This window comes from Thiopseudomonas sp. SA1F2-1K, from assembly GCF_057443035.1.
In genome coordinates, this window is record NZ_CM172014.1 from 1750001 (window position 1) to 1772908 (window position 22908).

22 protein-coding genes (1 of these 22 running past the window's edge) are annotated in these 22908 nt (G+C 48.6%); 9 read left to right on the plus strand and 13 right to left on the minus strand.

The window, feature by feature from the left end; genetic code table 11:
• Positions 1 to 649, minus strand: the 5' portion of a protein-coding gene (pssA, locus tag AC2T15_RS08505; RefSeq protein ID WP_053103575.1) for a CDP-diacylglycerol--serine O-phosphatidyltransferase. Its footprint begins 209 nt before the window's first position; only the first 649 of its 858 coding nucleotides appear in the window; it begins with the start codon at positions 647 to 649; its stop codon lies off the left edge, out of view.
• Between the two features lie 192 nt (positions 650 to 841).
• On the opposite strand from pssA, the gene AC2T15_RS08510 reads away from it, so the two are divergent.
• Complete coding sequence (locus tag AC2T15_RS08510; RefSeq protein ID WP_486778048.1) at positions 842 to 2185, plus strand: IS1182 family transposase; 1344 nt, start codon at positions 842 to 844, stop codon at positions 2183 to 2185.
• Positions 2186 to 2439: 254 nt separating this feature from the next.
• Here AC2T15_RS08510 and ilvC read toward each other — a convergent pair whose 3' ends face one another.
• From ilvC to pmbA, 4 genes are all read right to left on the minus strand, one after another.
• Complete coding sequence (gene ilvC, locus AC2T15_RS08515; RefSeq protein WP_053101428.1) at positions 2440 to 3456, minus strand: ketol-acid reductoisomerase; 1017 nt, start codon at positions 3454 to 3456, stop codon at positions 2440 to 2442.
• A gap of 65 nt (positions 3457 to 3521) precedes the next feature.
• Complete coding sequence (gene ilvN / locus AC2T15_RS08520) at positions 3522 to 4013, minus strand: acetolactate synthase small subunit (protein ID WP_486778049.1); 492 nt, start codon at positions 4011 to 4013, stop codon at positions 3522 to 3524.
• Positions 4013 to 5737, minus strand: a complete 1725-nt coding sequence (locus tag AC2T15_RS08525) for an acetolactate synthase 3 large subunit (RefSeq protein ID WP_053101426.1) — start codon at positions 5735 to 5737, stop codon at positions 4013 to 4015. Before AC2T15_RS08525 ends, ilvN begins: the two co-directional genes overlap by 1 nt.
• 349 nt (positions 5738 to 6086) lie before the next feature.
• Entirely contained in the window at positions 6087 to 7433 is a 1347-nt protein-coding gene (pmbA, locus tag AC2T15_RS08530; protein ID WP_486778050.1) for a metalloprotease PmbA, read from the minus strand.
• Between the two features lie 82 nt (positions 7434 to 7515).
• Here pmbA and yjgA point away from each other — a divergent pair, with 82 nt between their 5' ends.
• Positions 7516 to 8043, plus strand: a complete 528-nt coding sequence (gene yjgA, locus AC2T15_RS08535) for a ribosome biogenesis factor YjgA (RefSeq protein WP_053101424.1) — start codon at positions 7516 to 7518, stop codon at positions 8041 to 8043.
• Positions 8044 to 8094: 51 nt separating this feature from the next.
• Here yjgA and tldD read toward each other — a convergent pair whose 3' ends face one another.
• Complete coding sequence (tldD, locus tag AC2T15_RS08540) at positions 8095 to 9537, minus strand: metalloprotease TldD (protein ID WP_486778051.1); 1443 nt, start codon at positions 9535 to 9537, stop codon at positions 8095 to 8097.
• A gap of 20 nt (positions 9538 to 9557) precedes the next feature.
• Positions 9558 to 10364 carry a carbon-nitrogen hydrolase family protein gene (locus tag AC2T15_RS08545; RefSeq protein ID WP_053101422.1) on the minus strand — a complete coding sequence of 269 codons (807 nt, stop codon included), beginning with the start codon at positions 10362 to 10364 and terminating at the stop codon, positions 9558 to 9560.
• Positions 10365 to 10423: 59 nt separating this feature from the next.
• Between AC2T15_RS08545 and AC2T15_RS08550 the strand changes: the two genes are divergently transcribed.
• Positions 10424 to 11029 carry a 2'-5' RNA ligase family protein gene (locus tag AC2T15_RS08550; protein ID WP_486778052.1) on the plus strand — a complete coding sequence of 202 codons (606 nt, stop codon included), beginning with the start codon at positions 10424 to 10426 and terminating at the stop codon, positions 11027 to 11029.
• Here AC2T15_RS08550 and AC2T15_RS08555 read toward each other — a convergent pair.
• Positions 11026 to 11529 (minus strand): phosphate-starvation-inducible protein PsiE, encoded by a 504-nt coding sequence (locus AC2T15_RS08555; RefSeq protein WP_486778053.1) that lies wholly within the window; start codon positions 11527 to 11529, stop codon positions 11026 to 11028. The genes AC2T15_RS08550 and AC2T15_RS08555 overlap by 4 nt on opposite strands.
• A gap of 75 nt (positions 11530 to 11604) precedes the next feature.
• On the opposite strand from AC2T15_RS08555, the gene AC2T15_RS08560 reads away from it, so the two are divergent.
• Entirely contained in the window at positions 11605 to 11874 is a 270-nt protein-coding gene (locus AC2T15_RS08560; protein ID WP_053101419.1) for a YebG family protein, read from the plus strand.
• On the opposite strand, the gene AC2T15_RS08565 is transcribed toward AC2T15_RS08560, so the two are convergent.
• Positions 11871 to 12203 carry a DUF1820 family protein gene (locus AC2T15_RS08565; protein ID WP_053101418.1) on the minus strand — a complete coding sequence of 111 codons (333 nt, stop codon included), beginning with the start codon at positions 12201 to 12203 and terminating at the stop codon, positions 11871 to 11873. The genes AC2T15_RS08560 and AC2T15_RS08565 overlap by 4 nt on opposite strands.
• Positions 12204 to 12373: 170 nt before the next feature.
• Between AC2T15_RS08565 and trmA the strand changes: the two genes are divergently transcribed.
• Positions 12374 to 13468 carry a tRNA (uridine(54)-C5)-methyltransferase TrmA gene (trmA, locus tag AC2T15_RS08570; RefSeq protein ID WP_486778054.1) on the plus strand — a complete coding sequence of 365 codons (1095 nt, stop codon included), beginning with the start codon at positions 12374 to 12376 and terminating at the stop codon, positions 13466 to 13468.
• Positions 13469 to 13523: 55 nt separating this feature from the next.
• Here trmA and rsmI read toward each other — a convergent pair whose 3' ends face one another.
• The gene (gene rsmI, locus AC2T15_RS08575) at positions 13524 to 14390 is read right to left on the minus strand and encodes a 16S rRNA (cytidine(1402)-2'-O)-methyltransferase (RefSeq protein WP_486778055.1); all 867 of its coding nucleotides are present in this window, start codon (positions 14388 to 14390) and stop codon (positions 13524 to 13526) included.
• 117 nt (positions 14391 to 14507) lie between these two features.
• On the opposite strand from rsmI, the gene AC2T15_RS08580 reads away from it, so the two are divergent.
• From AC2T15_RS08580 to AC2T15_RS08595, 4 genes are read left to right on the plus strand one after another with little or no spacing between them, the layout of a single operon-like run.
• On the plus strand, positions 14508 to 16241 hold the full coding sequence (locus AC2T15_RS08580) for a penicillin-binding protein activator (protein WP_486778056.1): 1734 nt from the start codon (positions 14508 to 14510) through the stop codon (positions 16239 to 16241).
• Positions 16228 to 16599: a YraN family protein gene (locus AC2T15_RS08585; protein WP_053101414.1), complete on the plus strand. Its 372-nt coding sequence runs from the start codon at positions 16228 to 16230 to the stop codon at positions 16597 to 16599. The genes AC2T15_RS08580 and AC2T15_RS08585 overlap by 14 nt, the downstream gene beginning before the upstream one ends.
• 27 nt (positions 16600 to 16626) lie before the next feature.
• A complete protein-coding gene (locus tag AC2T15_RS08590; RefSeq protein WP_053103568.1) occupies positions 16627 to 17214 on the plus strand; it encodes a phosphoheptose isomerase in 588 nt (195 codons plus the stop codon).
• A complete protein-coding gene (locus tag AC2T15_RS08595) occupies positions 17211 to 17738 on the plus strand; it encodes a BON domain-containing protein (RefSeq protein ID WP_486778057.1) in 528 nt (175 codons plus the stop codon). Before AC2T15_RS08590 ends, AC2T15_RS08595 begins: the two co-directional genes overlap by 4 nt.
• A 59-nt stretch (positions 17739 to 17797) precedes the next feature.
• Here AC2T15_RS08595 and AC2T15_RS08600 read toward each other — a convergent pair whose 3' ends face one another.
• The 3 genes from AC2T15_RS08600 to purL all read right to left on the minus strand — a co-directional run bounded on the left by AC2T15_RS08600 (position 17798) and on the right by purL (position 22832).
• Positions 17798 to 18112: an AzlD domain-containing protein gene (locus AC2T15_RS08600; RefSeq protein ID WP_486778058.1), complete on the minus strand. Its 315-nt coding sequence runs from the start codon at positions 18110 to 18112 to the stop codon at positions 17798 to 17800.
• On the minus strand, positions 18112 to 18804 hold the full coding sequence (locus AC2T15_RS08605) for an AzlC family ABC transporter permease (protein WP_486778059.1): 693 nt from the start codon (positions 18802 to 18804) through the stop codon (positions 18112 to 18114). Before AC2T15_RS08605 ends, AC2T15_RS08600 begins: the two co-directional genes overlap by 1 nt.
• A 131-nt stretch (positions 18805 to 18935) precedes the next feature.
• On the minus strand, positions 18936 to 22832 hold the full coding sequence (gene purL, locus AC2T15_RS08610; protein WP_486778060.1) for a phosphoribosylformylglycinamidine synthase: 3897 nt from the start codon (positions 22830 to 22832) through the stop codon (positions 18936 to 18938).
• Positions 22833 to 22908: the final 76 nt, after the last annotated feature.

Below are 22908 nucleotides of genomic sequence, written 5' to 3' on the forward strand. Positions count from 1 at the left end.
AATACTTTACATTACTGACCATCAACAGCCCTGCTAAGGCAACAATTGCAGCAAAGACCATAATAAAACTGATATGTAAATCTTCCGCTGCAACTCCATCCTCACTGATAGCCCACACCGCCCACACAGTACCGGCCACCACACCAGCGGCTGCAGGGCTAGCCAAACCAATAAACCAGCGTTTATCAACCTTGCCTATCTGAGTATTAAAACGTGCTAAACGTAAAGCAGCACAAGCAGCAAAGATAAAAGACACCCCTAACCCTAACTGCCCCATCTCAATTAAGGCCCACTGATAGGCCAGCACCGCAGGCGCCAAGCCAAAGGCCACCATATCTGACAAGGAGTCATACTCGGCGCCGAAGGCACTTTGCGTATTGGTCATACGCGCTACACGCCCATCTAAGCCATCCAAAATCATCGCAATAAAGATAATCATCGCTGCAGTATTGAATTGCCCAGACATGGTGCAAACCAATGAGTAAAATCCTGCAAACAAATTGGCCGTAGTAAATAAATTCGGTAACAAGTAAACACCACGGTGACGTGCCTTTTCCCCATCGGGATTTTGCACCTCCTCCACATGCTCACCCACCGGTAACACACCTTCAATTTTGGCCGTTAAAGGTTTCTCTTGTTTGTCACTCATAAAACCGTTCCGCTATTGATAAAAGATAATGACCACACTACCACTAACCTAGAGTTTTTTCTCAGGCTGTTATCACCCTGCAACAAAAAAGCGCAGCTAAATAGCTGCGCTTCAGACTGCTGACAAACCCCTCGTTCCCATCGAGGGGTTTGTTTTTTATACTGGGCACACATCTGCTGCAGGAGTTGTACAGTGTTACGTGATCGCCCCCAGACCCAGTCCGAACTCGAATTTGTCTGTATTGACGAGCTGGTTCCTTCTGACCATTTACTACGCAAAGTAGATCGTCATATCGATTTCTCGTTTATCCATGATCTGGTCAAAGACTTGTACTGCGCGAACAACGGTCGCCCAGCGCTGGATCCAACCCTACTGTTTAAACTGCTGCTTATAGGCTATTTATTCGGTATTCGTAGTGAACGTCAGTTGATTCGTGAGGTTCAGGTCAATGTAGCCTACCGCTGGTTCCTCGGTTTAAACCTGACCGACAAAGTCCCTGATGCCAGCACCCTTAGCCAGAACCGTCGCCGCCGCTTTAATGACTCGGATATCTACCAGCAAATTTTTGATGAAATCGTCTTGCAGGCGATGCAGCGTAAGTTGGTATCCGGCACGGTACTGTATACCGATTCAACCCACCTGAAAGCCAATGCTAACAAGGGGAAATGGGTCAAAGCACACGCCGTTTCAGAACGGCAAGCCTATATGGATAAGTTGGATCAGGCGATCGAGGAGGATCGCCTAGCCCACGGAAAAAAGCCCTTGCCGCCGCCATCGAGCGAACCTCAGGTGCGGGAAATCAAACAAAGTAAGACCGACCCTGAAAGCGGCTTTATGACTCGGGATAATAAGCCCAAAGGCTTCTTCTATCTTGACCATCGTACGGTGGATACCAAAGCCAATATCATTACCGATGTGCATGTCACGGCGGGTAACGTCCACGACGCAGTGCCCTATTTGGCCCGATTGGAACGGCAGACACAGCGTTTTGGCTTTAACGTCCAGTATGTTGGTCTAGATGCAGGCTATCACACCACAGCCATCAGCAAGGGTCTGGAAGACAAAGGGGTAAAAGCGGTGTTTGGCTATCGGCGACCGACCCATCGCCAAGGGTACTTGCGTAAACGTGAGTTTATCTATATTGCCGAAACAGACCAGTATGTGTGCCCACAAGGACAGGCTTTGATTTACAGTACAACCAACCGAGAAGGGTATCGCCACTATGTATCTGATCCAGCTGTGTGCCGACAATGCCCGCTGCTTTCACGCTGTACTCAGAACGCCAAACAACAAAAAACGGTCACCCGTCATGTGTGGGAAGGCAGCAGAGAACGGCAGGATGCTAACCGGCTGACGCCTTGGGGCAAGGCGATCTATCAGAGGCGCAAAGAAACAGTAGAGCGAAGCTTTGCTGATGCCAAAGAGCTGCATCAATACCGCTACGCGCGGTATCGTGGTCGTCACAAAGTGCAGGCGCAATGCCTGATGACTGCCGCGGCACAAAACATCAAGAAAATCGCACTATTGGCAGGATAATCCCGCTTTTGTAAACCTCTTGCCCTCATGAGTGCCTGTTTACACGCCTACTTAAGCTCAGATACGCCCAATTTACTTTAAAAAATCTTGGAGCAAAAACTTCCGCTCTTTGAACGCTTATCCCATTTGAGTGCTTATCCCAAAAGAAAAAGCGGCATTGAAGTGCATAAAACAACAAACCCCACCAAAAAAGCGGGGTTTGTCAGCTACCTGAAGCGCAGCTAAATAGCTGCGCTTTTAAGTGGCTTGTTGAATTAGTTTTTAGACTTATCAACAATCTTGTTTGCTGCAATCCAAGGCATCATCGCACGCAGCTTCTCACCCACTTCTTCAATAGGGTGTGCCGCGTTATTGCGACGGTTAGCAGTCATGGATGGATAGTTCATTGCACCCTCAGTAATGAACATCTTCGCGTACTCACCATTTTGAATGCGCTTTAGTGCATTACGCATGGCTTTACGTGACTCTTCGTTAATCACTTCTGGACCGGTAACGTACTCACCGTACTCAGCGTTGTTGGAGATTGAGTAGTTCATGTTGGCAATACCGCCTTCGAACATCAAGTCAACAATCAGCTTCAACTCGTGCAAGCACTCAAAATAAGCCATTTCTGGCGCATAACCTGCTTCAGTTAATACTTCGAAACCAGCTTTAACTAACTCAACTGCACCACCGCAAAGAACCGCTTGCTCACCGAACAGGTCAGTTTCAGTTTCATCTTTAAAGGTTGTTTCGATGATACCGGTACGACCACCACCTACACCGCTGGCGTATGACAGAGCTACGTTTTTCGCATTACCAGAAGCATCTTGGTAGATAGCGATTAAGTCAGGAATACCACCGCCTTTAACGAACTCAGAACGCACCGTGTGACCTGGGGCCTTAGGCGCAATCATGATCACGTCTAAGTCAGCACGTGGTACTACTTGGTTGTAGTGAATTGAGAAGCCGTGGGCAAAGGCTAAGGTAGCGCCTTGCTTTAAGTTTGGCTCTAACTCTTCTTTATACAGCTGACCTTGGAACTCGTCTGGGGTTAACACCATCACCACATCAGCTGCCGCTACCGCACTGGCTACATCGCTAACTTTTAAGCCATGAGCTTCGGCCTTAGCAATTGAAGAAGAACCTGCACGTAGACCCACAGTAACGTCAACGCCTGAATCTTTCAGGTTACACGCGTGCGCGTGACCTTGAGAACCGTAACCGATAATTGCAACTTTCTTACCCTTGATGATATTCAGATCGCAATCTTTATCGTAATAAACTTTCATTGAAGCTCCTAAAATAATTCACAAGCACAGCTAAGGCCTGGTTTTTAAAATAATGTTACTGTGTTTTATACGTTCAGTACTTTATCACCACGGGACAAGCCCGTAGCACCGCTACGTACCACTTCAATTACAGCTGCCGTGCCAATCGCTTGGATAAAGCTATCTAGCTTATCGGCCGTACCGGTTAACTGAATGGTGTAAATGCTGGGTGTCACATCAACAATTTGGCCACGAAAAATATCCGTCGTGCGCTTTACTTCTGCACGTTGAGCGCCACTTGCTTTGACTTTAATCAGCATTAGCTCACGCTCAATATGCGCGCTTTCACTGAGATCAACCAGCTTAACCACCTCAATTAACTTATTGAGGTTTTTGGTGATTTGCTCAATCACATCATCCTTACCAATGGTGGTTAAGGTTAGGCGCGACAAGCTAGGGTCTTCTGTCGCGGCTACGGTCAAGCTTTCAATGTTGTAGTTACGCTGCGAAAACAAGCCAACCACACGAGACAACGCACCTGGCTCGTTTTCTAGCAGCAAGGAAATAATATGTCTCATTAGGTACGCTCCGTTTTACTTAACCACATATCGCGCATTGCGCCATCACGAATCTGCATAGGATAGACGTGCTCACTGGTATCTACGTAAATATCCATAAACACTAAGCGATTTTTCATTGCAAAAGCTTCTTCCATGGCGGGTTTTAAATCGTCTAGTTTTGAGACGGTCATGCCCACATGACCATAAGCTTCAGCCAGCTTCATAAAGTCAGGCAATGACTCCATATACGAGTGGGAATACCGACTGTTGTACTGCATATCTTGCCACTGGCGCACCATGCCCAGCACACCGTTGTTTAGGTTAATAATTTTAACCGGTAGGTCGTACTGTAAGCAGGTGGAAAGCTCTTGAATATTCATCTGAATACTGCCTTCACCGGTAACGCAGGCCACATCTTCATCAGGGAAGTTCAGCTTAACGCCCATGGCCGCCGGCAAACCAAAACCCATGGTGCCAAGACCACCTGAGTTGATCCAACGGTTTGGCTTATTAAAGCGATAATGTTGCGCAGCAAACATTTGGTGCTGCCCAACATCTGACGTAATAAAGGCATCACCCTTGGTCACTTCACACAGTACTTCGATGGCTCTTTGCGGCTTAATGATCACGCCATCGCCTTCATCGAAGGGGAATAAGCGACCATTGCCACGCCACTCATCAATCTGCTTCCACCAGCTTGCCATAGCTTGTTGATCTTGGGTATTGCCCAACTCTTTCAGCACTGACAACATTTCGGTCAACACATTGTCGACCGGGCCAACAATAGGAATATCAGCCTTAATCAGCTTAGAAATGGACGCCGGATCAATATCTACATGGATAATCTTTGCATTCGGACAGAACTTCGCCGCACCGTTAATTACCCGGTCATCAAAGCGCGCGCCAACGGCTAAAATCACATCACTGTGGTGCATCGCTACGTTAGCCAGATAGCTGCCGTGCATTCCTAACATACCTAAGAACTGGCGATCCGTACCTGGGTAGCCACCAAGCCCCATCAGTGTATTGGTTACTGGTAGATTCAGCTGTTTCGCTAATTCGGTTAAAGGTCCCGAACCGTTACCTAAAATAACCCCACCACCGGAGTATAGGATTGGACGCTTAGCAGACAACAGCATTTCAACTGCTTTACGAATTTGCCCTGAATGTCCACGCGTAGCCGGCGCATAGGAGCGCAATTTAGCTTTTTTCGGATAGCTGTACTCAAACTTATCCACCGGGTTAGTCATATCTTTCGGGATATCAATAACCACAGGGCCTGGACGCCCTGACTCAGCGATATAGAATGCTTTTTTAATAATCTCAGGAATTTCTGCAGGATCTTTAACAATAAAGCTATGCTTTACGATAGGGCGCGAAATACCAATCATATCGGTTTCTTGGAACGCATCTGTTCCAACCATATCGCTCGCTACCTGCCCGGCAATGACAACCATAGGAATGGAGTCCATATAAGCCGTTGCGATACCAGTCACCGCATTGGTTGCACCAGGACCTGAGGTAACTAGCACCACACCTGCTTTACCAGTTGCACGTCCATAAGCATCGGCCATATGGGTCGCTGCTTGCTCGTGACGTACAAGAATATGCGTAAGCTCTGGTTCTTTAAACAGAGCATCATACACATGTAATAAGGCACCACCTGGGTAGCCATAGATATACTTAACACCTTCGTCGCGCAAAGAACGAACAACCATTTCTGCGCCAGATAACAATTCCACTGTACACACCTCTAAAACGCCAGAGGACTGTTTACCCCTGTAAACAATCTAAGTTAGGGACTGCTTGTTCATTGGTGGCGAGGATCTTCGCCGTTCTATCGAGCTACTGAACTAAGCAGCGTCAGACAAGTTAACTCACTTATCCACCCAGCGCGAGGTAACGCGATAAGGGTATAGCGGGCGGCGCGGGTACACACCTTAATGAACAACTGCGCGAGCCTTTTTGAAGCCACAGCACAGTGAATGCTCGATTGTTAGGATTAAGGCAGTGTAAGTCAATACTTAGAGCTGCCCATCCATAGATTTTGGTATTAAAACAACAATTTATATTGCAAATTAGCAGATTCAACTAACTTCCAGCGACGGTCATTTGCTCGAGCAAAACTGAGCCTGTGCAAATATTGGCGCGTTTCTCTAGATCATTGCCAATCGCCACCATATCTCTAAACAGCTGCTTTAAGTTGCCAGCAATAGTCACTTCATGGACAGGAAACTGAATTTCCCCATGCTCAACCCAAAAACCTGCTGCACCGCGTGAATAATCACCGGTCACCATATTTAGTCCTTGCCCCATCAGCTCAGTGACCAACAGGCCTTTATCCATTTGTCGCAGTAAGCCCGCCAAGTCCTGATCACCATGACTAACAAATACGTTACGGGCTCCGCCTGAGTTAGCGGTACTGTGCATCCCTAACTTGCGTGCTGAATAAGTACTCAACAAGTAACTTTCAAGCATGCCCTGTTGCACAATATGCTTGTCAAAAGTAGCCAGTCCATCGCCATCAAATGCCGAACTAGATAAGCCTCCAAGCAACTGCGGCTGCTCATACAAATTAAACCACTCAGGAAACAGTTGCTGACCTAAAGCACCTTCTAGAAAGGAAGACTTGCGGTACAGATTGCCTCCAGAAATAGCACCCAACAAACTGCCAAGTAAGCCACTGGCTAATTGTGCTGAAAAAATCACTGGCACTTTACAGGTAGCAATACTGCGCGAACCTAAGCGAGCCAAGGTACGCTCTGCTGCTTTACGTCCAATGACCTCCGGTGCATCGAGCAACTCGCCACGACGATTAAAGTCATACCAGTAATCGCGCTGCATTTCTCCTTGCTGCTCAGCAATCAATACGCTACTTAAGCTATGCTGAGTGCCCACATGGCCGCCAATAAAGCCATGACTATTACCATATACACTGCAACTGGCATAACTACTGAGATTCGTCGCATCGGCCTGCTTAATCCGCGAATCAACCGCCAAACCGGCAGCCTCGCATGCCAACGCTGCCTCTATCGCTTGCTCGGGCGTGATAGCCCAAGGGTGCCACAGATCTAAATCAGGCAACTCGGTAGCCATTAACTCAGCGTCTGCTAAACCGGAGAACTCATCTTCAGAAGTATGCTTTGCAATCGCCAACGCTGCAGCTACGGTTTCTTTAATGGCCTTTTCACCGGTCGTAGTGGTGCTCGCTGAACCTTTGCGTTTACCAGCATAAACAGTAATACCAAAGCCTTGATCACGGTTAAACTCAACCGTTTCAACGTCACCTTGACGGACACTGGTCGACAACCCTTCAGAGACCGACACCGACACTTCACACGCAGTGGCCCCTTGCTTTTTGGCTTGCGCTAGAATGTCGCTCACCTGCTGCTGTAAATGTGGCAGTAAGCTCGGTTCTACTGCTTGCGTGTTACTCATATTTCACTCCAATTGTTTGCTGCTTCTACTGTCATGCCCGCGAGACTGTTATTATGCAAGCTTGTTAACAGGATAAATACCCATGTCTGACCAGATTGATAATCAAGAAGACTTGCTTGAAGAAAAAAGCAAATCGCAAATTAAACGGGAAATGCTCGAGCTGCAAGCGCTTGGCGCGCGCTTATCAACCTTAAGCCCCGAACTGCTAAATAAACTTCCTTTAAGTGATGCGCTGCTCAAAGCCTTAGAAGAAGCTAAACGCCACACAGCACATATTGCTAAAAAACGACACAATCAGTTTCTTGGCAAACTGCTGCGCAGTCATGATGTGGAAGCAATTATGCAGCTGGTTAACTTAGCCGACCATAGCACCCGCGAATATAATGAGCGTTTTCATCTCTTAGAGCGCTGGCGTGATCGCTTACTAACCGAGGGCGACGCCGCCTTGCAACCCTTTATTGAAGCCTATCCTGAAACTGACATTCAGCATTTACGTGGACTGATTCGCCATGCACAGCATGAAGCTAAGCGCAACAAGCCGCCAACTGCTTCGCGTAAAATTTTCCGTTACTTACGTGAACTAGACGAATCTCAGCGCGGCTTAAAATAAAACGCGTGGCCTAGGCCACGCCGTCCCGCTTACTGTCACTTGCTATGGCGGTTAAACACCCGTACCCCCTACGGTGATCGCTTCTAGCTTTAAACTCGGCTGTCCCACGCCAACAGGTACCGACTGCCCTGCTTTACCACACATCCCAACGCCACTGTCTAACGCTAGATCATTACCCACCATCGACACTCCGCGCATCGCCTCTGGGCCGTTACCAATCAAGGTAGCGCCCTTTACCGGCGCAGTAATTTTACCATCTTCAATTAAATACGCTTCACTGGTTGAGAACACAAACTTACCACTAGTGATATCAACCTGCCCGCCACCTAAGTTGGCACAGTACAGCCCTTTTTTAATTGAACGAATCATTTCTTCCGGCTCACTTTCACCGGCCAACATATAGGTATTGGTCATCCGTGGCATAGGCAAGTGCGCATAAGACTCACGCCGCCCATTACCAGTTGACTGCATACCCATTAACCGCGCATTGGTTTTATCTTGCATATAACCGCGTAAAACACCGTTTTCAATTAAGGTGGTGCATTCACTGGGCACTCCCTCATCATCGATACTCAATGAGCCGCGCCGCTCGGGTAAGGTACCGTCATCAACAATAGTACACAGTGGCGAAGCCACTTGTTGACCGAGCTGGCCACTATAGTTAGAGCTACCCTTGCGATTAAAATCACCCTCTAAACCATGACCAACCGCCTCATGCAGGAGCACACCACTCCAGCCTGGCCCTAAAATGATTGGTAAGCTGCCGGCTGGAGCAGCAATCGCCTCTAAATTAACCAATGCTTGGCGCAGTGCCTCACGGGCATAGTCCATCACTCGGTCTTGCGCTAAAAAGTAAGCATAATCTACCCGACCACCGCCACCAAAACTACCGCGCTCGCGGCGCCCCTGCTGCTCGACAATGACACTGACATTAAAACGTACTTGCGGGCGAATATCCGCAGCTAAGCTGCCATCGAGCGCCGCAACTAAAATCTGCTCCCAAGAGCCGGTTAAGCTAACACTCACCTGACAAATACGTGGATCAAGGGCCCGAGTGGCCTGATCTACCCGCTGTAACAGTTGCACTTTCTCTTCGCGCGACACTCCATCTAACGGGTTGGTCTGCTGATAGAGAGGGCTCGGCTGAGCTTGCACAAAGCCTTGGATCCCTAACTGCGCTCCACTACGTGAAATACTACGTGCAGCGTGTGCGGCTTGAGTAAGTGCGTGTTCATTAATCGCATTACTATAGGAAAACCCCGTTTTTTCGCCGGTTTGCGCGCGCACGCCCACTCCCTGATCAACACTGAAGCTGCCATTTTTAACAATGCCATCTTCTAAGGCCCAGGTTTCGGCAATGCGATGCTGAAAATACAAATCGGCTGCATCTATTCCAGGCCCAGCCAGCTGGCCTAAGATCCGTGGTAAACAGTCCACAGATAAATTACCCGGCGCCAGCAACTGTTGACTGACGGTGGATACTAAATCGCTCATTTTTACTCCTTGCATGGTGCTCAATCTGAGCCCAGCAGTGTTTTTTTATGTGCCACCACGGGCATGCGCTGTCGAATATCGTGCAAATAGTCTAAATCACAATCAGCCACTAGCACAGCCTCACCTACGCTCGCTTGCTGTAAAACTTCGCCCCAAGGGCTGACTAACAGCGAATGCCCAAAAGTTTGCCGCCCATTTGGATGATCACCGCCTTGCCCAGCAGCTAATAGATAGCACTGCGTTTCAATTGCTCGGGCCCGCACCAGCACCTCCCAATGCGCAGCACCGGTTACTTGGGTAAAGGCTGAAGGCAAGGCTATACACTCGGCACCCAAGCGCCGTAACTCGGCAAATAACTCAGGAAAGCGCAAGTCATAACACACACCTAAGCCTAAACGGCCAATTGGTGTACTTACTACACTCAGCGAGTCTCCGGGACAATAAGTAGCTGACTCACGGTAACCTCCCTGCTGATCCAAGACTGTGGCATCAAACAGATGCTGTTTATCATACTGGCTAACAATTTGTCCTTGGGCATTAAATAGCCAACAACGTGCCCAATATTTATCCAACGTAGGGTTATACACTGGCACACTGCCCGCTACTAACCATAAACCTAAGGTTTGCGTGATCTGCTGCGCCCAGGCTTGCACTATAGAAGCTGCCTGCATCAGCTGTTCAGAAACCATACCAAAGGTAGCAAAGTTTTCGGGCAGTACTGCCAATTGCGCGCCCTGTTGCCTCGCTTGGATCAGTAACTGCTGGGCCTGACGTAAATTGCTGGCTAAGTCAGGTACACTCAGCATTTGAATTACCGCTGCCTGCATAACATGGTCCTAGATCAATCGCTGGTTAATCATCATCGACTCATTAAACGCTTTCGCCTATGAATCCCCCAAAACAACTCATTGCCTGCAGCCTGCGTGATTTTCCCGAGTGGCATAAGCAGCGTAGTCGGTATGCCGTTTGGACACTGTTATTAGACCAGCCTGAGCTGCAGCAACAACTTGAGCGTTGTCAGCGCCACCTAAGTGCTTGGCTGCATCCGCAGCAACGGCAACTGCATTTAACTTTGTACGTGGCAGGCTTTCCCAGCCATACTCCACGCTACGCTGACTGCATCAGCTGGCAACAACTGCGCTTACAGCAACAGGCTATTAGGCAACTTGGGCTGCAGCCGTTCAGGTTACAACTCACGCAACTCGAAACCTTTGCCCATGCTCCCTACATTAAAGTCGCTAATAACTCACAGCTGACAGCTATCCGCCAATGCTTAGCTCACATCAGCCCTGAGCAACGTTTTAGTGAGTATCTTCCACATATCACTTTGGGTTTGTATCGCCGAGCCCCAAGCCTTGAGCAATTTAATAGGCTGCGTCAAAGCTGCCCTTTTACACCAAGCCACTGGAGCGTACGCAGCCTTTATTTACAGAGTTATTTGGCTACAGATCAGCTGGGGCCACTGCAAACGCACTGGCATTACCGGTTTTAATCTTTCAGCACCAACGGCTTTTCATCGCTTTCATCGGCTTCACCTAAGATGAGGTTTTTATTTTTAGTCGCAGTAACCGCAGGAAAGCGCGACGAGGCAAAGCGCACCACCAGTACTGACAACGCCAGCAATAAAATAGCCCCAGAGACGTACACCACGCCCATATCTGGGCGATTATGGTGGGAAATATCAGAAATCATTAAGCGCGTTAACGCGGTAATCGCCACATAAATTAAAAAACGCACCGGCATATGGTTGGTTTTAAAGTAAATCCCCACCATCGCCCCTAATTCTAAATAAATAAACAGCAGCAAAATGTCATCAATCGTAATCTGTGACTGCCCAAGCATCTTCATCACTGTCAGCAAAGAAGCCCAAGCAGTAATGCCGCCAATTACAAATAGCGCCAAATAATGGAAAGCATCCACTAACAGGTTACCCACGGATTCAGCTTGCTCGTGCATTGCTTGACGCAGTTGTTCTGCTTTATTGCGTTTCATTACCTATTCCTTGCCTTGCAGTTTAAACAAAATATCGCTACTGTATAAAAAAACAGCTAACTATGAGCAGCATCCATGGCCATTGAAACCCTTTACCGCAGCACGCGTGATCCCAAGACCTTATTTATGGAAAAAAACTTAGCCGACCAACATGACAAAATGCTCGAGCTGGCCGAACGCCTCACTGACTTAATTGGTGATGCCGTGCCAGCGCTAACCGAAGATCACTGTGAAGAAGTAGCGATTTACTTAGCTAAACACCGCGACATCTTCGCCCGAGCCTTTCGCAACCAACTCAAAGCCTTAGACGAGTTGACACCCAGCTCAGAAACGCCTGAAGCTTAACTTTTTTTCGGTGGCGTGGGCAGTGGAAAGTTCATCACATTACCGCTGCCAGTCGCTTCACTGATTTTAGCCACCCCTAGCCGCTCAACCTCATCAATACGAATAATTGCCTGAAGTGGAATATAACTACGCACTACCCCTTCAAACTGAGTTTTCAGGCGCTCTTCGCTAGGATCCACCACAATCTGATTACGCTCACCAAAGATGATCTCTTCCACCTCTAAAAAGCCCCAAAGCTCACTTTGAAAAATCGACTTTGCAAAAATCTCAAACACTTCGCCTTGATTTAAAAAGATCACCTTAAAAATAGGACTCTCTGCTGCGCTCATGCACGACTCTCTGTTCAGGTTAAAAGCAGCAAAGCTTAGCACAGGGCTGAGTCAGCTGTAATTATCTACGCTAAAGCTACGCGCCAGTTTATGGCCTCTGGTATCATTCGCCATCTTGAATTTTATCTGGCCGGCCTTGAGCTGACCGTTTGTATTAGCTGGAACCTAACATGCTGCCAACCGAACTGACCGATACCGCCTATCAAGCGCAACTTGCACACAAAAAGCAGCGCCTAAGTGCTTTGCTTGCGCCTTTTGCCGCCCCTGAAATTCAGGTATTTGCCTCACCCTTACAGCATTTTAGATTGCGCGCTGAGTTTAGAATCTGGCGCGAAGGTGATCAGCGACATTACGCGATGTTTGCACCTGGCAGCAAAAATGATGTAATTCTGCTTGAGCAGCTGCCAATTGCTAGCGAAAAAATCAACCAACTGATGCCACAAATTAAAGCAGCCTGGCAAGCCAATCAAAAACTCTGCCATAAGCTATTTCAGGCAGAATTTCTAACCACTTTATCCGGTGAAGCCCTAGTCACCTTGTGTTATCACTGCCCAGTCGATAATGATTGGCAAGCCGCTGCCCAGCCAGTCGCTGAACAATTAGGAATTTCTTTGATTGGCCGCTCTCGCGGTAAACGCCTAGTCGTAGGCCAAGACTATGTCACCGAGCAGCTCACGATTAATCAGCGCCGCTTTAGTTATCGCCAGCCTGAAGGCAGCTTCACTCAGCCCAATGGTGTGATGAATCAGCAGATGATCAGCTGGGCCTGCAAACAACTTGGCCAGCAAGAAGATGACTTGCTAGAACTCTATTGCGGCAATGGTAATTTCACTTTACCTATGTCCACTCAGGTGCGCCGCGTGCTGGCCACAGAGATTAGCAAAACGTCGGTCAAAGCGGCAATGGCTAACCTGACTGAAAACCAGATTGATAATATTCAACTGGCGCGGCTTTCAGCAGAAGAGTTCACCCAAGCTCTCACTGGTGTGCGTGAGTTTCGCCGTTTACAAGAAGCGAACATTGAGCTCGGCAGTTATCAATTTGGCACTGTGTTTGTTGATCCACCACGGGCGGGCATGGATAGTGCAACCTGCGAGCTGATTCGTCAGTTTCCACGGATTATTTACGTCTCCTGCAATCCAGCAACCCTAGCCAAGAATATTGAGCAACTCGCCAGTACCCACCGCCTAACGGCCAGTGCATTATTTGATCAGTTCCCCTGGACTGAGCATATTGAAAGTGGCGTGGTGCTTGAGCGCCGCTGAGGTCTACCCTCTAACGCCAGCCGGTAGCGCACCAGGTCACTACCGGCAGTGATGCCTAACAGTGCTCTTTTTGATTAAGCGCCCATTGATACAAGGCATTTTTTCTGGCGCCAGTAATCTCTGCTGCTAGCTGCGCGGCTTTTTTCAATGGCAACTCGGCCATTAATAGCTGTATCACTCGCAGCGCCTCTGCCGATAGTTCTTGAGCTTCAGCTTTAGCTGCGCCAGCAATTAATAATACGCACTCTCCCCGTTGCTGATTACTATCTGCGGCAATCCACTGCTGTAACTCTGCTAATGGCAACTGACGGATGGTTTCAAAGGTTTTAGTCAGCTCACGCCCCAATACCGCTAAGCGCTCACCACCAAAAATTGCTACGCAATCGGTCACGCACTCTAAAATGCGATGCGGCGCTTCATAAAAGATCAACGTTTGGCTGGCTTCTTTTAACTCAGTCAGCTTGGTCTGCCGCGCAGTGGCTTTGGCGGGTAAAAAACCTTCAAAACTAAAGCGATCCGAAGGTAATCCTGCGGCTGACAAAGCCGTAATCACTGCACTAGGGCCAGGCACTGGCACTACCCGAACGCCTGCCTGCTGCGCCTGCTTAACCAAATGAAAGCCTGGATCAGAAATTAAGGGCGTACCCGCATCAGACACCAAAGCAATCGACTCTCCGGCCAGTAAGCGCTGCACTAATCGACCGCCTTCTTCTCGCTCATTATGATCATGACACGCCACTAACGGGGTTTTAATCGAAAAGTGTTGCAGCAGGCGCTGACTATGACGCGTATCCTCAGCTGCAATCAAATCAACCTCAGCTAGCACCCGTAACGCTCGGGCGCTGATGTCTTCTAAATTACCTATTGGCGTCGCTACAACAAATAGCTGGCCGGCGATGTCAGATGATTGTTCGTAGTTCACAACGCGCACCATTGAAATAAAAGTGGTTATTGTAACCTGATTATCACTTACAAGATCGCACCCTTTGCTTGGCTTAGGTACAATTGTTCGCCTTGTTGCTCACTAGGAGTTTGCTAAATGTTTGCCCCCTCAAAAATATTCAGGACGTTCATCGCCTTAGGCACGCTCAGCTTATTATCTGGCTGCTTACAATCATTGCCGCAAAAAAATAGCAGTACACCCGCTCAACCTACGCAAACTGCTGAGCAGCTACTGGCTCAAGCGCAACAACAAGCACCTGCTAGTGCAAGCAGCAGCCGATTAGAGGCCGCTGATTTATTTAGTCTACAAGGGCAGCCAATCCAAGCTAAGCAAGCATTAAGTCTAGTCGACCCAACGCTATTAACCTCTGAGCAACAGTTGCTTTTACAGCTAATTAGCGCCGAGTTAGCCTTAAACGAGCAGCGCACTGAGCAAGCTCATCGCGCACTGCAGGCCGCTAAATCAGCAGCCGCTATTCCCGAGCAATTAGCCCAGCGCTTTAGCTTAGCCGAAGCAAATCTATTAGAGCAACAAAAGCAGCCCGAACAGGCGTTGCAGTTACGGCTAGCGCTGAATCAAGACTTGGATACACCTTATCTAGCCCAACACAACCGTGAGGCAATTTGGCGGCTAGTCAATCAATTGCCATTAGCGTCTTTTACTAGTGCCAACCCTGAACTGCAGCAATGGGTTGAGCTGGCTAAACTAGTGCGTCAGCCGGCCCCTTTAAAAATGCAACAGCAAGCAATTGAGGCGTGGCAGCACAGCCATCCACAGCATCCTGCTAGCCTGTATCCGCCGCAAGCAATTACCCATTTATTAAGCCTGAGTAGTGATCAACTGCAACACATTGGTTTAGTTTTACCGAGCAGCGGCCCCTTTGCAGTGCCAGCGCAAGCCATTCGCGAAGGCTTTGTTACTGCCCAAGCGCAAGATGGCAGTGAAGCTCCTTTTATTAGTTTTTACGATAGCACCCAACTGACTAATCTAGATGTCTTCTATCAAACGGCTAAATCCGATGGCGTAGAACTACTGGTGGGGCCATGGGAGCGTGAGCTGATTAGCCAAATCGGTAACAAAACCACGTTCGCCATCCCTACCCTAGCCTTAAATTATTTACCAGCCACTGAGCCTTCAATCAATCCCAACTTGTATCAGTTTGGGATCTCACCGGAAGATGAGGCGCGCCAAGTTGCCTTACAAGCAGCCAATGAAGGCTTGACCAAAGCGGCTATTATCAGCCTCCCAGATCATCCGCTCAGCCAACGCGCTACGGCAGCGTTTACCCACACCTTTCAACAAATGGGAGGCAGTATCACCCAAACCATTCAGTTAGCACCTGGTAATCCGCTACAACAAATAATCACCAAGCAACTAGCGAGTGATCAAGAAGCCGAGTTTGTGTTTTTACAAACTTCTCCACCTCTAGCAAAACGCTTACTGCCCTTTATTCAGCGTGATGACTTACCGCTACCGGTGTATGCCATTTCAGTGGCTATCTCAGACTTTAATCAGGATCCGAGCGCAGAGTTAAACGGAGTGCGCTTTACCGAGATTCCTTGGTTTATTGAAGACTCTGCTCTAAAAAATGACATCATTCAAAAATGGCCCGCAGCCAAAGGCAATATGGGGCGTTTTTATGCTTTTGGTGCCGACGCCTATCAGTTAGCTAAACATTATCAGCAATTAAGCCGTATCGCCCACACACAAATTAATGGCTTAACCGGTACCTTATTGCTCAATAACAAACAGCAAATTGAACGTTACACGGACTGGGTTGAACTTCAAGACGGCAAACTCATCGAACTGCCTAATTATGCAACCCCCTAATACCCGACAGCTAGGACAGCACTATGAGGTGCTAGCAGCGCAGTACCTCCAACGTGCGGGATTAGCCTTGTTGCAAACAAATTGGAGTTGTCGCTACGGGGAAATTGATCTGATTTGTGGCCAAGATAATTTACTGATTTTTGTTGAAGTTCGCTTTCGCCGCCACCATCAATGGGGTGGCGCCCTTGAAAGTATTACGGCGCTCAAACAGCAAAAACTAACCCGTAGCGCCCAAGCTTTTTTGCAGCAGCATCCTCACTATCAACACCTAGCGTGTCGTTTTGATGCTGTGTTTATTTCAAAAATGCCGGATAATTCATTAGACTTCAATTGGATTGAAAACGCCTTTGGCGTTTAACTCACTTTTTATTGCTAAGGCCTTTTTATGCAGTCTCGAATTCAGCAAATGTTCCAAGCGAGTATTGATACCAAACAACTTGCCCTTAAAACTCTCCCTGAGTTCATTGAGCAGGCCAGCTTAGTGATGGTCAGCACCTTACTCAATGGCGGTAAAATTCTTGCCTGTGGCAATGGTGGTTCAGCCGGCGATGCCCAGCACTTCTCTTCTGAGATGCTGAACCGCTTCGAACGCGAGCGCCCTAGCTTGCCTGCACTGGCATTAACCACTGACAGCTCAACCATCACTTCAATCGCCAATGATTACAGCTATGCTGAGGTGTTTTCCAAGCAGGTACGGGCCCTTGGGCAAGCCGAAGATGTGCTGTTAGCCATCTCCACCAGCGGTAACTCAGAGAACGTCATTCAAGCCATTCATGCCGCCCATGACCGCAACATGCACGTTATCGCCTTAACCGGGCGCGATGGCGGTAATATGGCGCCCTTGTTGTTACCAACCGACGTTGAAATTCGCGTCCCTTCACCGGTAACAGCACGGGTCCAAGAAGTACACTTATTGGTTATCCACAGTCTCTGCGACTTGATTGATCGTCAATTATTTGGAAGCGAAGAATGATTAAGAAAATTCTTACAGTCAGTGCGCTGGCTATTTTAGTTAGCGCCTGTGGCATGCGTAGTATCGGTAACAACTTGGATGACAAAGTGATTCCGATGCAAGTCAATCGCGCCATCAAAGATGCCCACGTCGACCTTAACAGCACCACTTCCCATATTGTGACCACCAGCTATAACGGCATTGTCTTGCTAGCCGGTCAAACGCCTCGCAACGAGCTGAAAGAGTTAGCCGGTAAAGCCGCTAAGAATGTTGTTGACGTGAAAAAAGTCTATAACGAAATTACTATTGAGCAACCCACCACCATGGGCGCCCGAAGTAATGATGCGTTTTTAACTTCAGCCATTAAAACCCGCTTACTGGCTTACGCTGATGTGCCTTCAGCTAAAATTAAGGTCGTCACCGAAAATGGTGTCGTCTATTTAATGGGGATTTTAACCAGAGCTGAAGCTAATCGCGCAACAAACGTGGTTAAAGATGTAGCCGGTGTGCAGCGCATTGTGCGCTTATTTGAGTACATTGATTAATCTGTCGCGTGGCCACTTGCCGAGCCTTTCATGCAACAGGCAAAACAAGTAGCCACTAGCTAGCCCAGGCTATAGCGCAGCAACATAAACAGCGCCATCCCGCCGCCAATTGTTAGCAAGGTATGGCGCGTGCTAGCGGTGATGACAATGCAGCCAATTCCGGCTAGCAAATAGGCATTGTTCCACTGCAACGCCCACTCTCCCTCTGGCATGACCAAACCTGGGACAATAATGGCCGTCAATACTGAGATCGGTACATAATTAAGGGCTTGGGTTATTTTGGGGCTAAAACGCATCTGCGCAAATGCAAAAAAACTGTAGCGGATCGCAAAGGTAATCAATGCCATACCCACAATACTTAACCAAATTTTCATTAGCCTTTCACCCAACGCTGACAATGCACCCCAGCTAAAACTCCAGCCAATGCCGACAGCATCAAACCAATTTTATAGGGCAAGCTAAAGCTGATTAAAGACACCGCAGCGGCCACTAGCGCTGCACACAATTGCGGTTTATGTTTTAACTGCGGCACCACAATCCCAATAAAGGTTGCCAGCATGGCAAAATCTAAACCCCAACTGGCTAGTTCTGGCACGGCCTGACCAAAGGCAACGCCTAGCAAGGTAAACACCTGCCAGCCCGTGTACATCATACCCACTGAGCCTAAAAAATAAGCCTGATGGTACGGCTGCTGCTCGGCTTGCAAATAATTCTGCTGCACAACAGCAAAGGATTCATCGGTTAAGCCAAAAGCCAACAGTATTCGCCAACGTCTTGGCAAATTACGCACATACGGCTGTAAAGTAGCGCTATACAGTGCATGCCGTAAATTAACGACCAAGGTCGTCAATAAAATAACCATGACACTGGCACTAGCGCCCAACAAACTCAGCACAATAAACTGCGCGGATCCGGCAAATACTAAGAGCGACATTGCCACCGCCTGGCCTGGGGTCAGGCCTGCCGATAAAGCCAGCGCGCCATAAATGACGCCAAAAGGCGCGGCGCCGACTAGCATCGGAAAACTATCGCGGGCGCCCTTAATCAATTGCCGAGAAAATGTCATATCACGCTCAAAACCAAATAATAAGGTAGTATAAACTAATTGTTTTCCCGGCTTTTGCCTTAGACGATTTATGCATAAAAAAAGGCCATCACAATGATGACCTTTCATTTACTCAGTGCGCTGACTAAGGATTAATCCACCCAAACTCGCGCATTGCGGAACATCCGTAACCAAGCGCCATCCTCTTGCCACTCCTCAGGGTACCAAGAGTTTTGCACCGCACGGAATACCCGCTCAGGGTGCGGCATCATAATGGTTGCACGTCCATCACGGCTGGTTAAGCCAGTAATACCACGCGCCGAGCCATTAGGGTTAGCTGGGAAAGCTTCCGTGACTTTGCCGTAGTTATCCACATAACGTAAGCCCACGCAGCCGGATAAATCAGACTCAAGCAGTGCTTCTTGGCTTGGGTATTCCACTTGCCCTTCACCATGGGCAACCACTACAGGTAAACGCGATCCGGCCATTCCTTGCAGGAAGATTGATGGCGACTCTTGCACTTCAACCATGGCTACCCGTGCTTCAAACTGCTCGGAACGGTTACGCACAAAGCGCGGCCAGAATTCTGCCCCAGGAATCAGCTCTTGAAGGTTAGACAGCATTTGACAACCATTACATACGCCTAAGGTAAAGCTATCGGCCCGCTCAAAGAAAGCAGCAAAGTTATCGCGCGCTTTGTTATTAAACAGAATCGATTTAGACCAGCCACCGCCAGCCCCTAAAACGTCACCGTAAGAGAAGCCACCACAAGCCGCTAAGCCTTTAAAGCTCGCCAAATCAATGCGACCTGCCAGAATATCGCTCATATGTACGTCAACAGCTGCAAAGCCTGCCTTATCAAAGGCAGCAGCCATTTCCACATGGCCATTCACACCCTGCTCACGCAACACAGCTACTTTAGGACGCACACCTTTATTGATGTATAGCGCAGCAATATTTTGGTTGATATCAAATGTTACTTTGGCCGACAAGCCAGGATCTTGCTCGTCTAATAGCGCATCAAATTCTTGCTCAGCACATTCTTCGTTGTCCCGTAAGCGCTGAATCTGGTAACTGGTTTCAGTCCAGATACGCTGTAAAATACGCCGCTCACCAACAAATAAGTCATTGCCAGCAAAGCTAATGCGTACTTGGCCACCGGTTACCGGCTGCCCAATAGGCTTAACGCAATCAGCTAAACCATTTTGCTCAAACACAGCCAATACCGCTGCACGGTCAGCTTGAGCAATTTGAATCACTGCTCCTAACTCTTCGTTAAATAACGCTGCCATGGCATCGTCTGCAGAAGAGCACAACTCATCCAGCGTGAGCTGTAAACCACAATGACCGGCAAACACCATTTCAATCGCAGCAGCAGCTAATCCGCCATCTGAGCGGTCATGGTAAGCCAGTAGTTTGCCTTGTTGATTTAACGCTTGGATTGAGTCGAAGAATCCTTTGAGATCGGCAGCACGATCAACGTCTGGTACGCTCTGACCTACTTGGCTATAAACCTGCGCCAAAATAGAAGCCCCCATCCGATTTTGCCCGCGGCCCAAATCAATCACTAGAAGTTCGCTAGCGCCTTTGTCTAAACGCAGCTCTGGAGTCAAGGTGCGACGCACATCTTGAACCGGTGCAAAGCCTGTAATCACCAACGATAACGGAGAAATCACGGCTTTATCTTGGCCTTGCTCTTGCCAGTTGGTTTGCATCGACATCGAGTCTTTGCCCACTGGAATAGTAATGCCAAGCTCAGGGCAAAGTTCCATACCGACTGCTTTTACCGTTTCGTACAGACGTACATCTTCGCCCGGATGCCCAGCTGCCGCCATCCAGTTCGCGGATAAACGAATATCAGACACCTTAGCGATAGCGGCTGCGGCTAAGTTAGTGACCACTTCACCAACCGCCATACGACCAGATGCAGGCGCATCTAATACGGCCAATGGTGTACGCTCACCCATCGCCATGGCTTCACCAGTGTATACATCAAAACTGGTGGCCGTCACCGCACAATCTGCCACTGGTACTTGCCACGGTCCCACAAACTGATCACGAGCGACCAGCCCAGTCACAGAACGATCACCAATGGTGATTAAGAATTTTTTGCTAGCCACGGCTGGATGACGTAAAACACGTTCAATCGCCTCTTGCATAGGCGCTGCAGCGGCGGAGAAATCATCGCCGATCTCAGCTTCACGGGTAACCGAACGATGCATCCGTGGTGCTTTACCTAATAAGACCTCCAGCGGCATGTCCACTGGCTTATTATTAAAATGACTGTCTTCTACGGTGAGCTGGCGTTCTTCAGTGGCCTCACCGACTACGGCAAACGGGCAACGTTCACGCTCACAGATCTCTGTAAAGAGCGCCAAATCTTTGGCATCAACCGACAGTACATAACGCTCTTGGGATTCGTTACACCAAATCTCAAGCGGGCTCATGCCTGGCTCATCATTCGGAATATTGCGTAAGTTAAATACGCCACCGCGTCCCGCATCATTCACCAACTCAGGGAAAGCGTTAGATAAACCGCCGGCACCCACGTCGTGAATAAACTTGATCGGGTTGTTCTCTCCCATTTGCCAGCAGCGATCGATCACTTCTTGGCAGCGACGCTCCATTTCTGGGTTATCCCGTTGCACCGAAGCAAAATCTAAGTCAGCCGAGCTACTACCGGTTGCCATGGAGGAAGCAGCACCGCCACCTAAACCAATCAGCATCGCAGGACCACCCAGCACAATCAGCTTGCCACCAACGGAGATTTCGTCTTTCTGAACGTGATCCTCACGGATATTCCCCATACCACCAGCCAACATAATCGGCTTGTGGTAACCCCGCACTTCTTCACCGCGTGGGGTATTAATGCTTTGCTCAAAGGTACGGAAATAACCGGTTAACGCAGGACGGCCAAATTCGTTGTTAAACGCCGCACCGCCTAAAGGACCTTCAAGCATGATATCCAGCGGCGTTACGATACGCTCTGGCTTACCGTAGGCTTTTTCCCATGGCTGCTCAAACCCTGGAATATTTAAGTTGGAAACAGTAAATCCGGTTAAACCCGCTTTCGGTTTAGCGCCGCGACCAGTCGCCCCTTCATCACGGATCTCACCACCAGAACCGGTTGATGCGCCAGGGAAAGGAGCAATCGCGGTGGGGTGGTTGTGGGTTTCAACCTTCATCAAAATATGCACGGGCTGCTCAATCGCCGCATATTCTTTAGTGTCAGGATTAGGATAGAAACGACCAGCAGTAAATCCTTCCATTACTGCCGCGTTATCTTTATATGCTGACAGCACACCTTCACTGTTCATTTGATAGGTGTTTTTAATCATCGCAAACAGGGACTTTTCTTGGGCTTCGCCATCAATATCCCAGCTGGCATTAAAGATTTTATGGCGGCAATGCTCTGAGTTCGCCTGAGCAAACATCATCAGCTCAACATCATTAGGATTGCGGCCTAACTTAGTAAAGCTTTCGACTAAGTAATCAATTTCATCTTCAGCTAACGCAAGGCCTAAACTAATATTTGCCGCAACTAATGCCTCACGCCCTTCAGTTAATACCGGTACCGAACTCATTGGCTTCGGCTGAGCATGGTTAAATAACGCCGAAGCTTCTTCCATAGCACCAAGCACTAACTCAGTCATCCGATCATGCAGGCTAGCGGCTAATTGTTGGGCGTCGGCATCGGATAACTCACCCGCCACGTAATAGGCAATCCCGCGCTCAATTCGCTCAATCTTGGCCAAACCACAGTTTTGGGCAATATCTGTTGCCTTACTTGACCAAGGAGAAATCGTGCCAAAACGCGGCACTACGAGGAATAATCGACCTGCAGGCTCTTGCTGAGCAACGGTAGGACCGTACTGCAAAAGACGACTAAGGGTTTGCCCTTCTTCACTGCTTAATGCCGAAGATACTTCTACAAAGTGAGCAAACTCGGCATACAAACCAGTAACAGCAGGAACTTTTTGGGTTAATTGCTCGAGCAATTTTCCGTGTCGAAACGGGGAAAGAGCGGGTGCGCCGCGCAAAATCAGCATCGTTGTGACAGCCTCTAACGAGTGAGTGCAAAATGACTGGCTATTCTAGTCAGCATCCACTGATTTAGCCATTCAA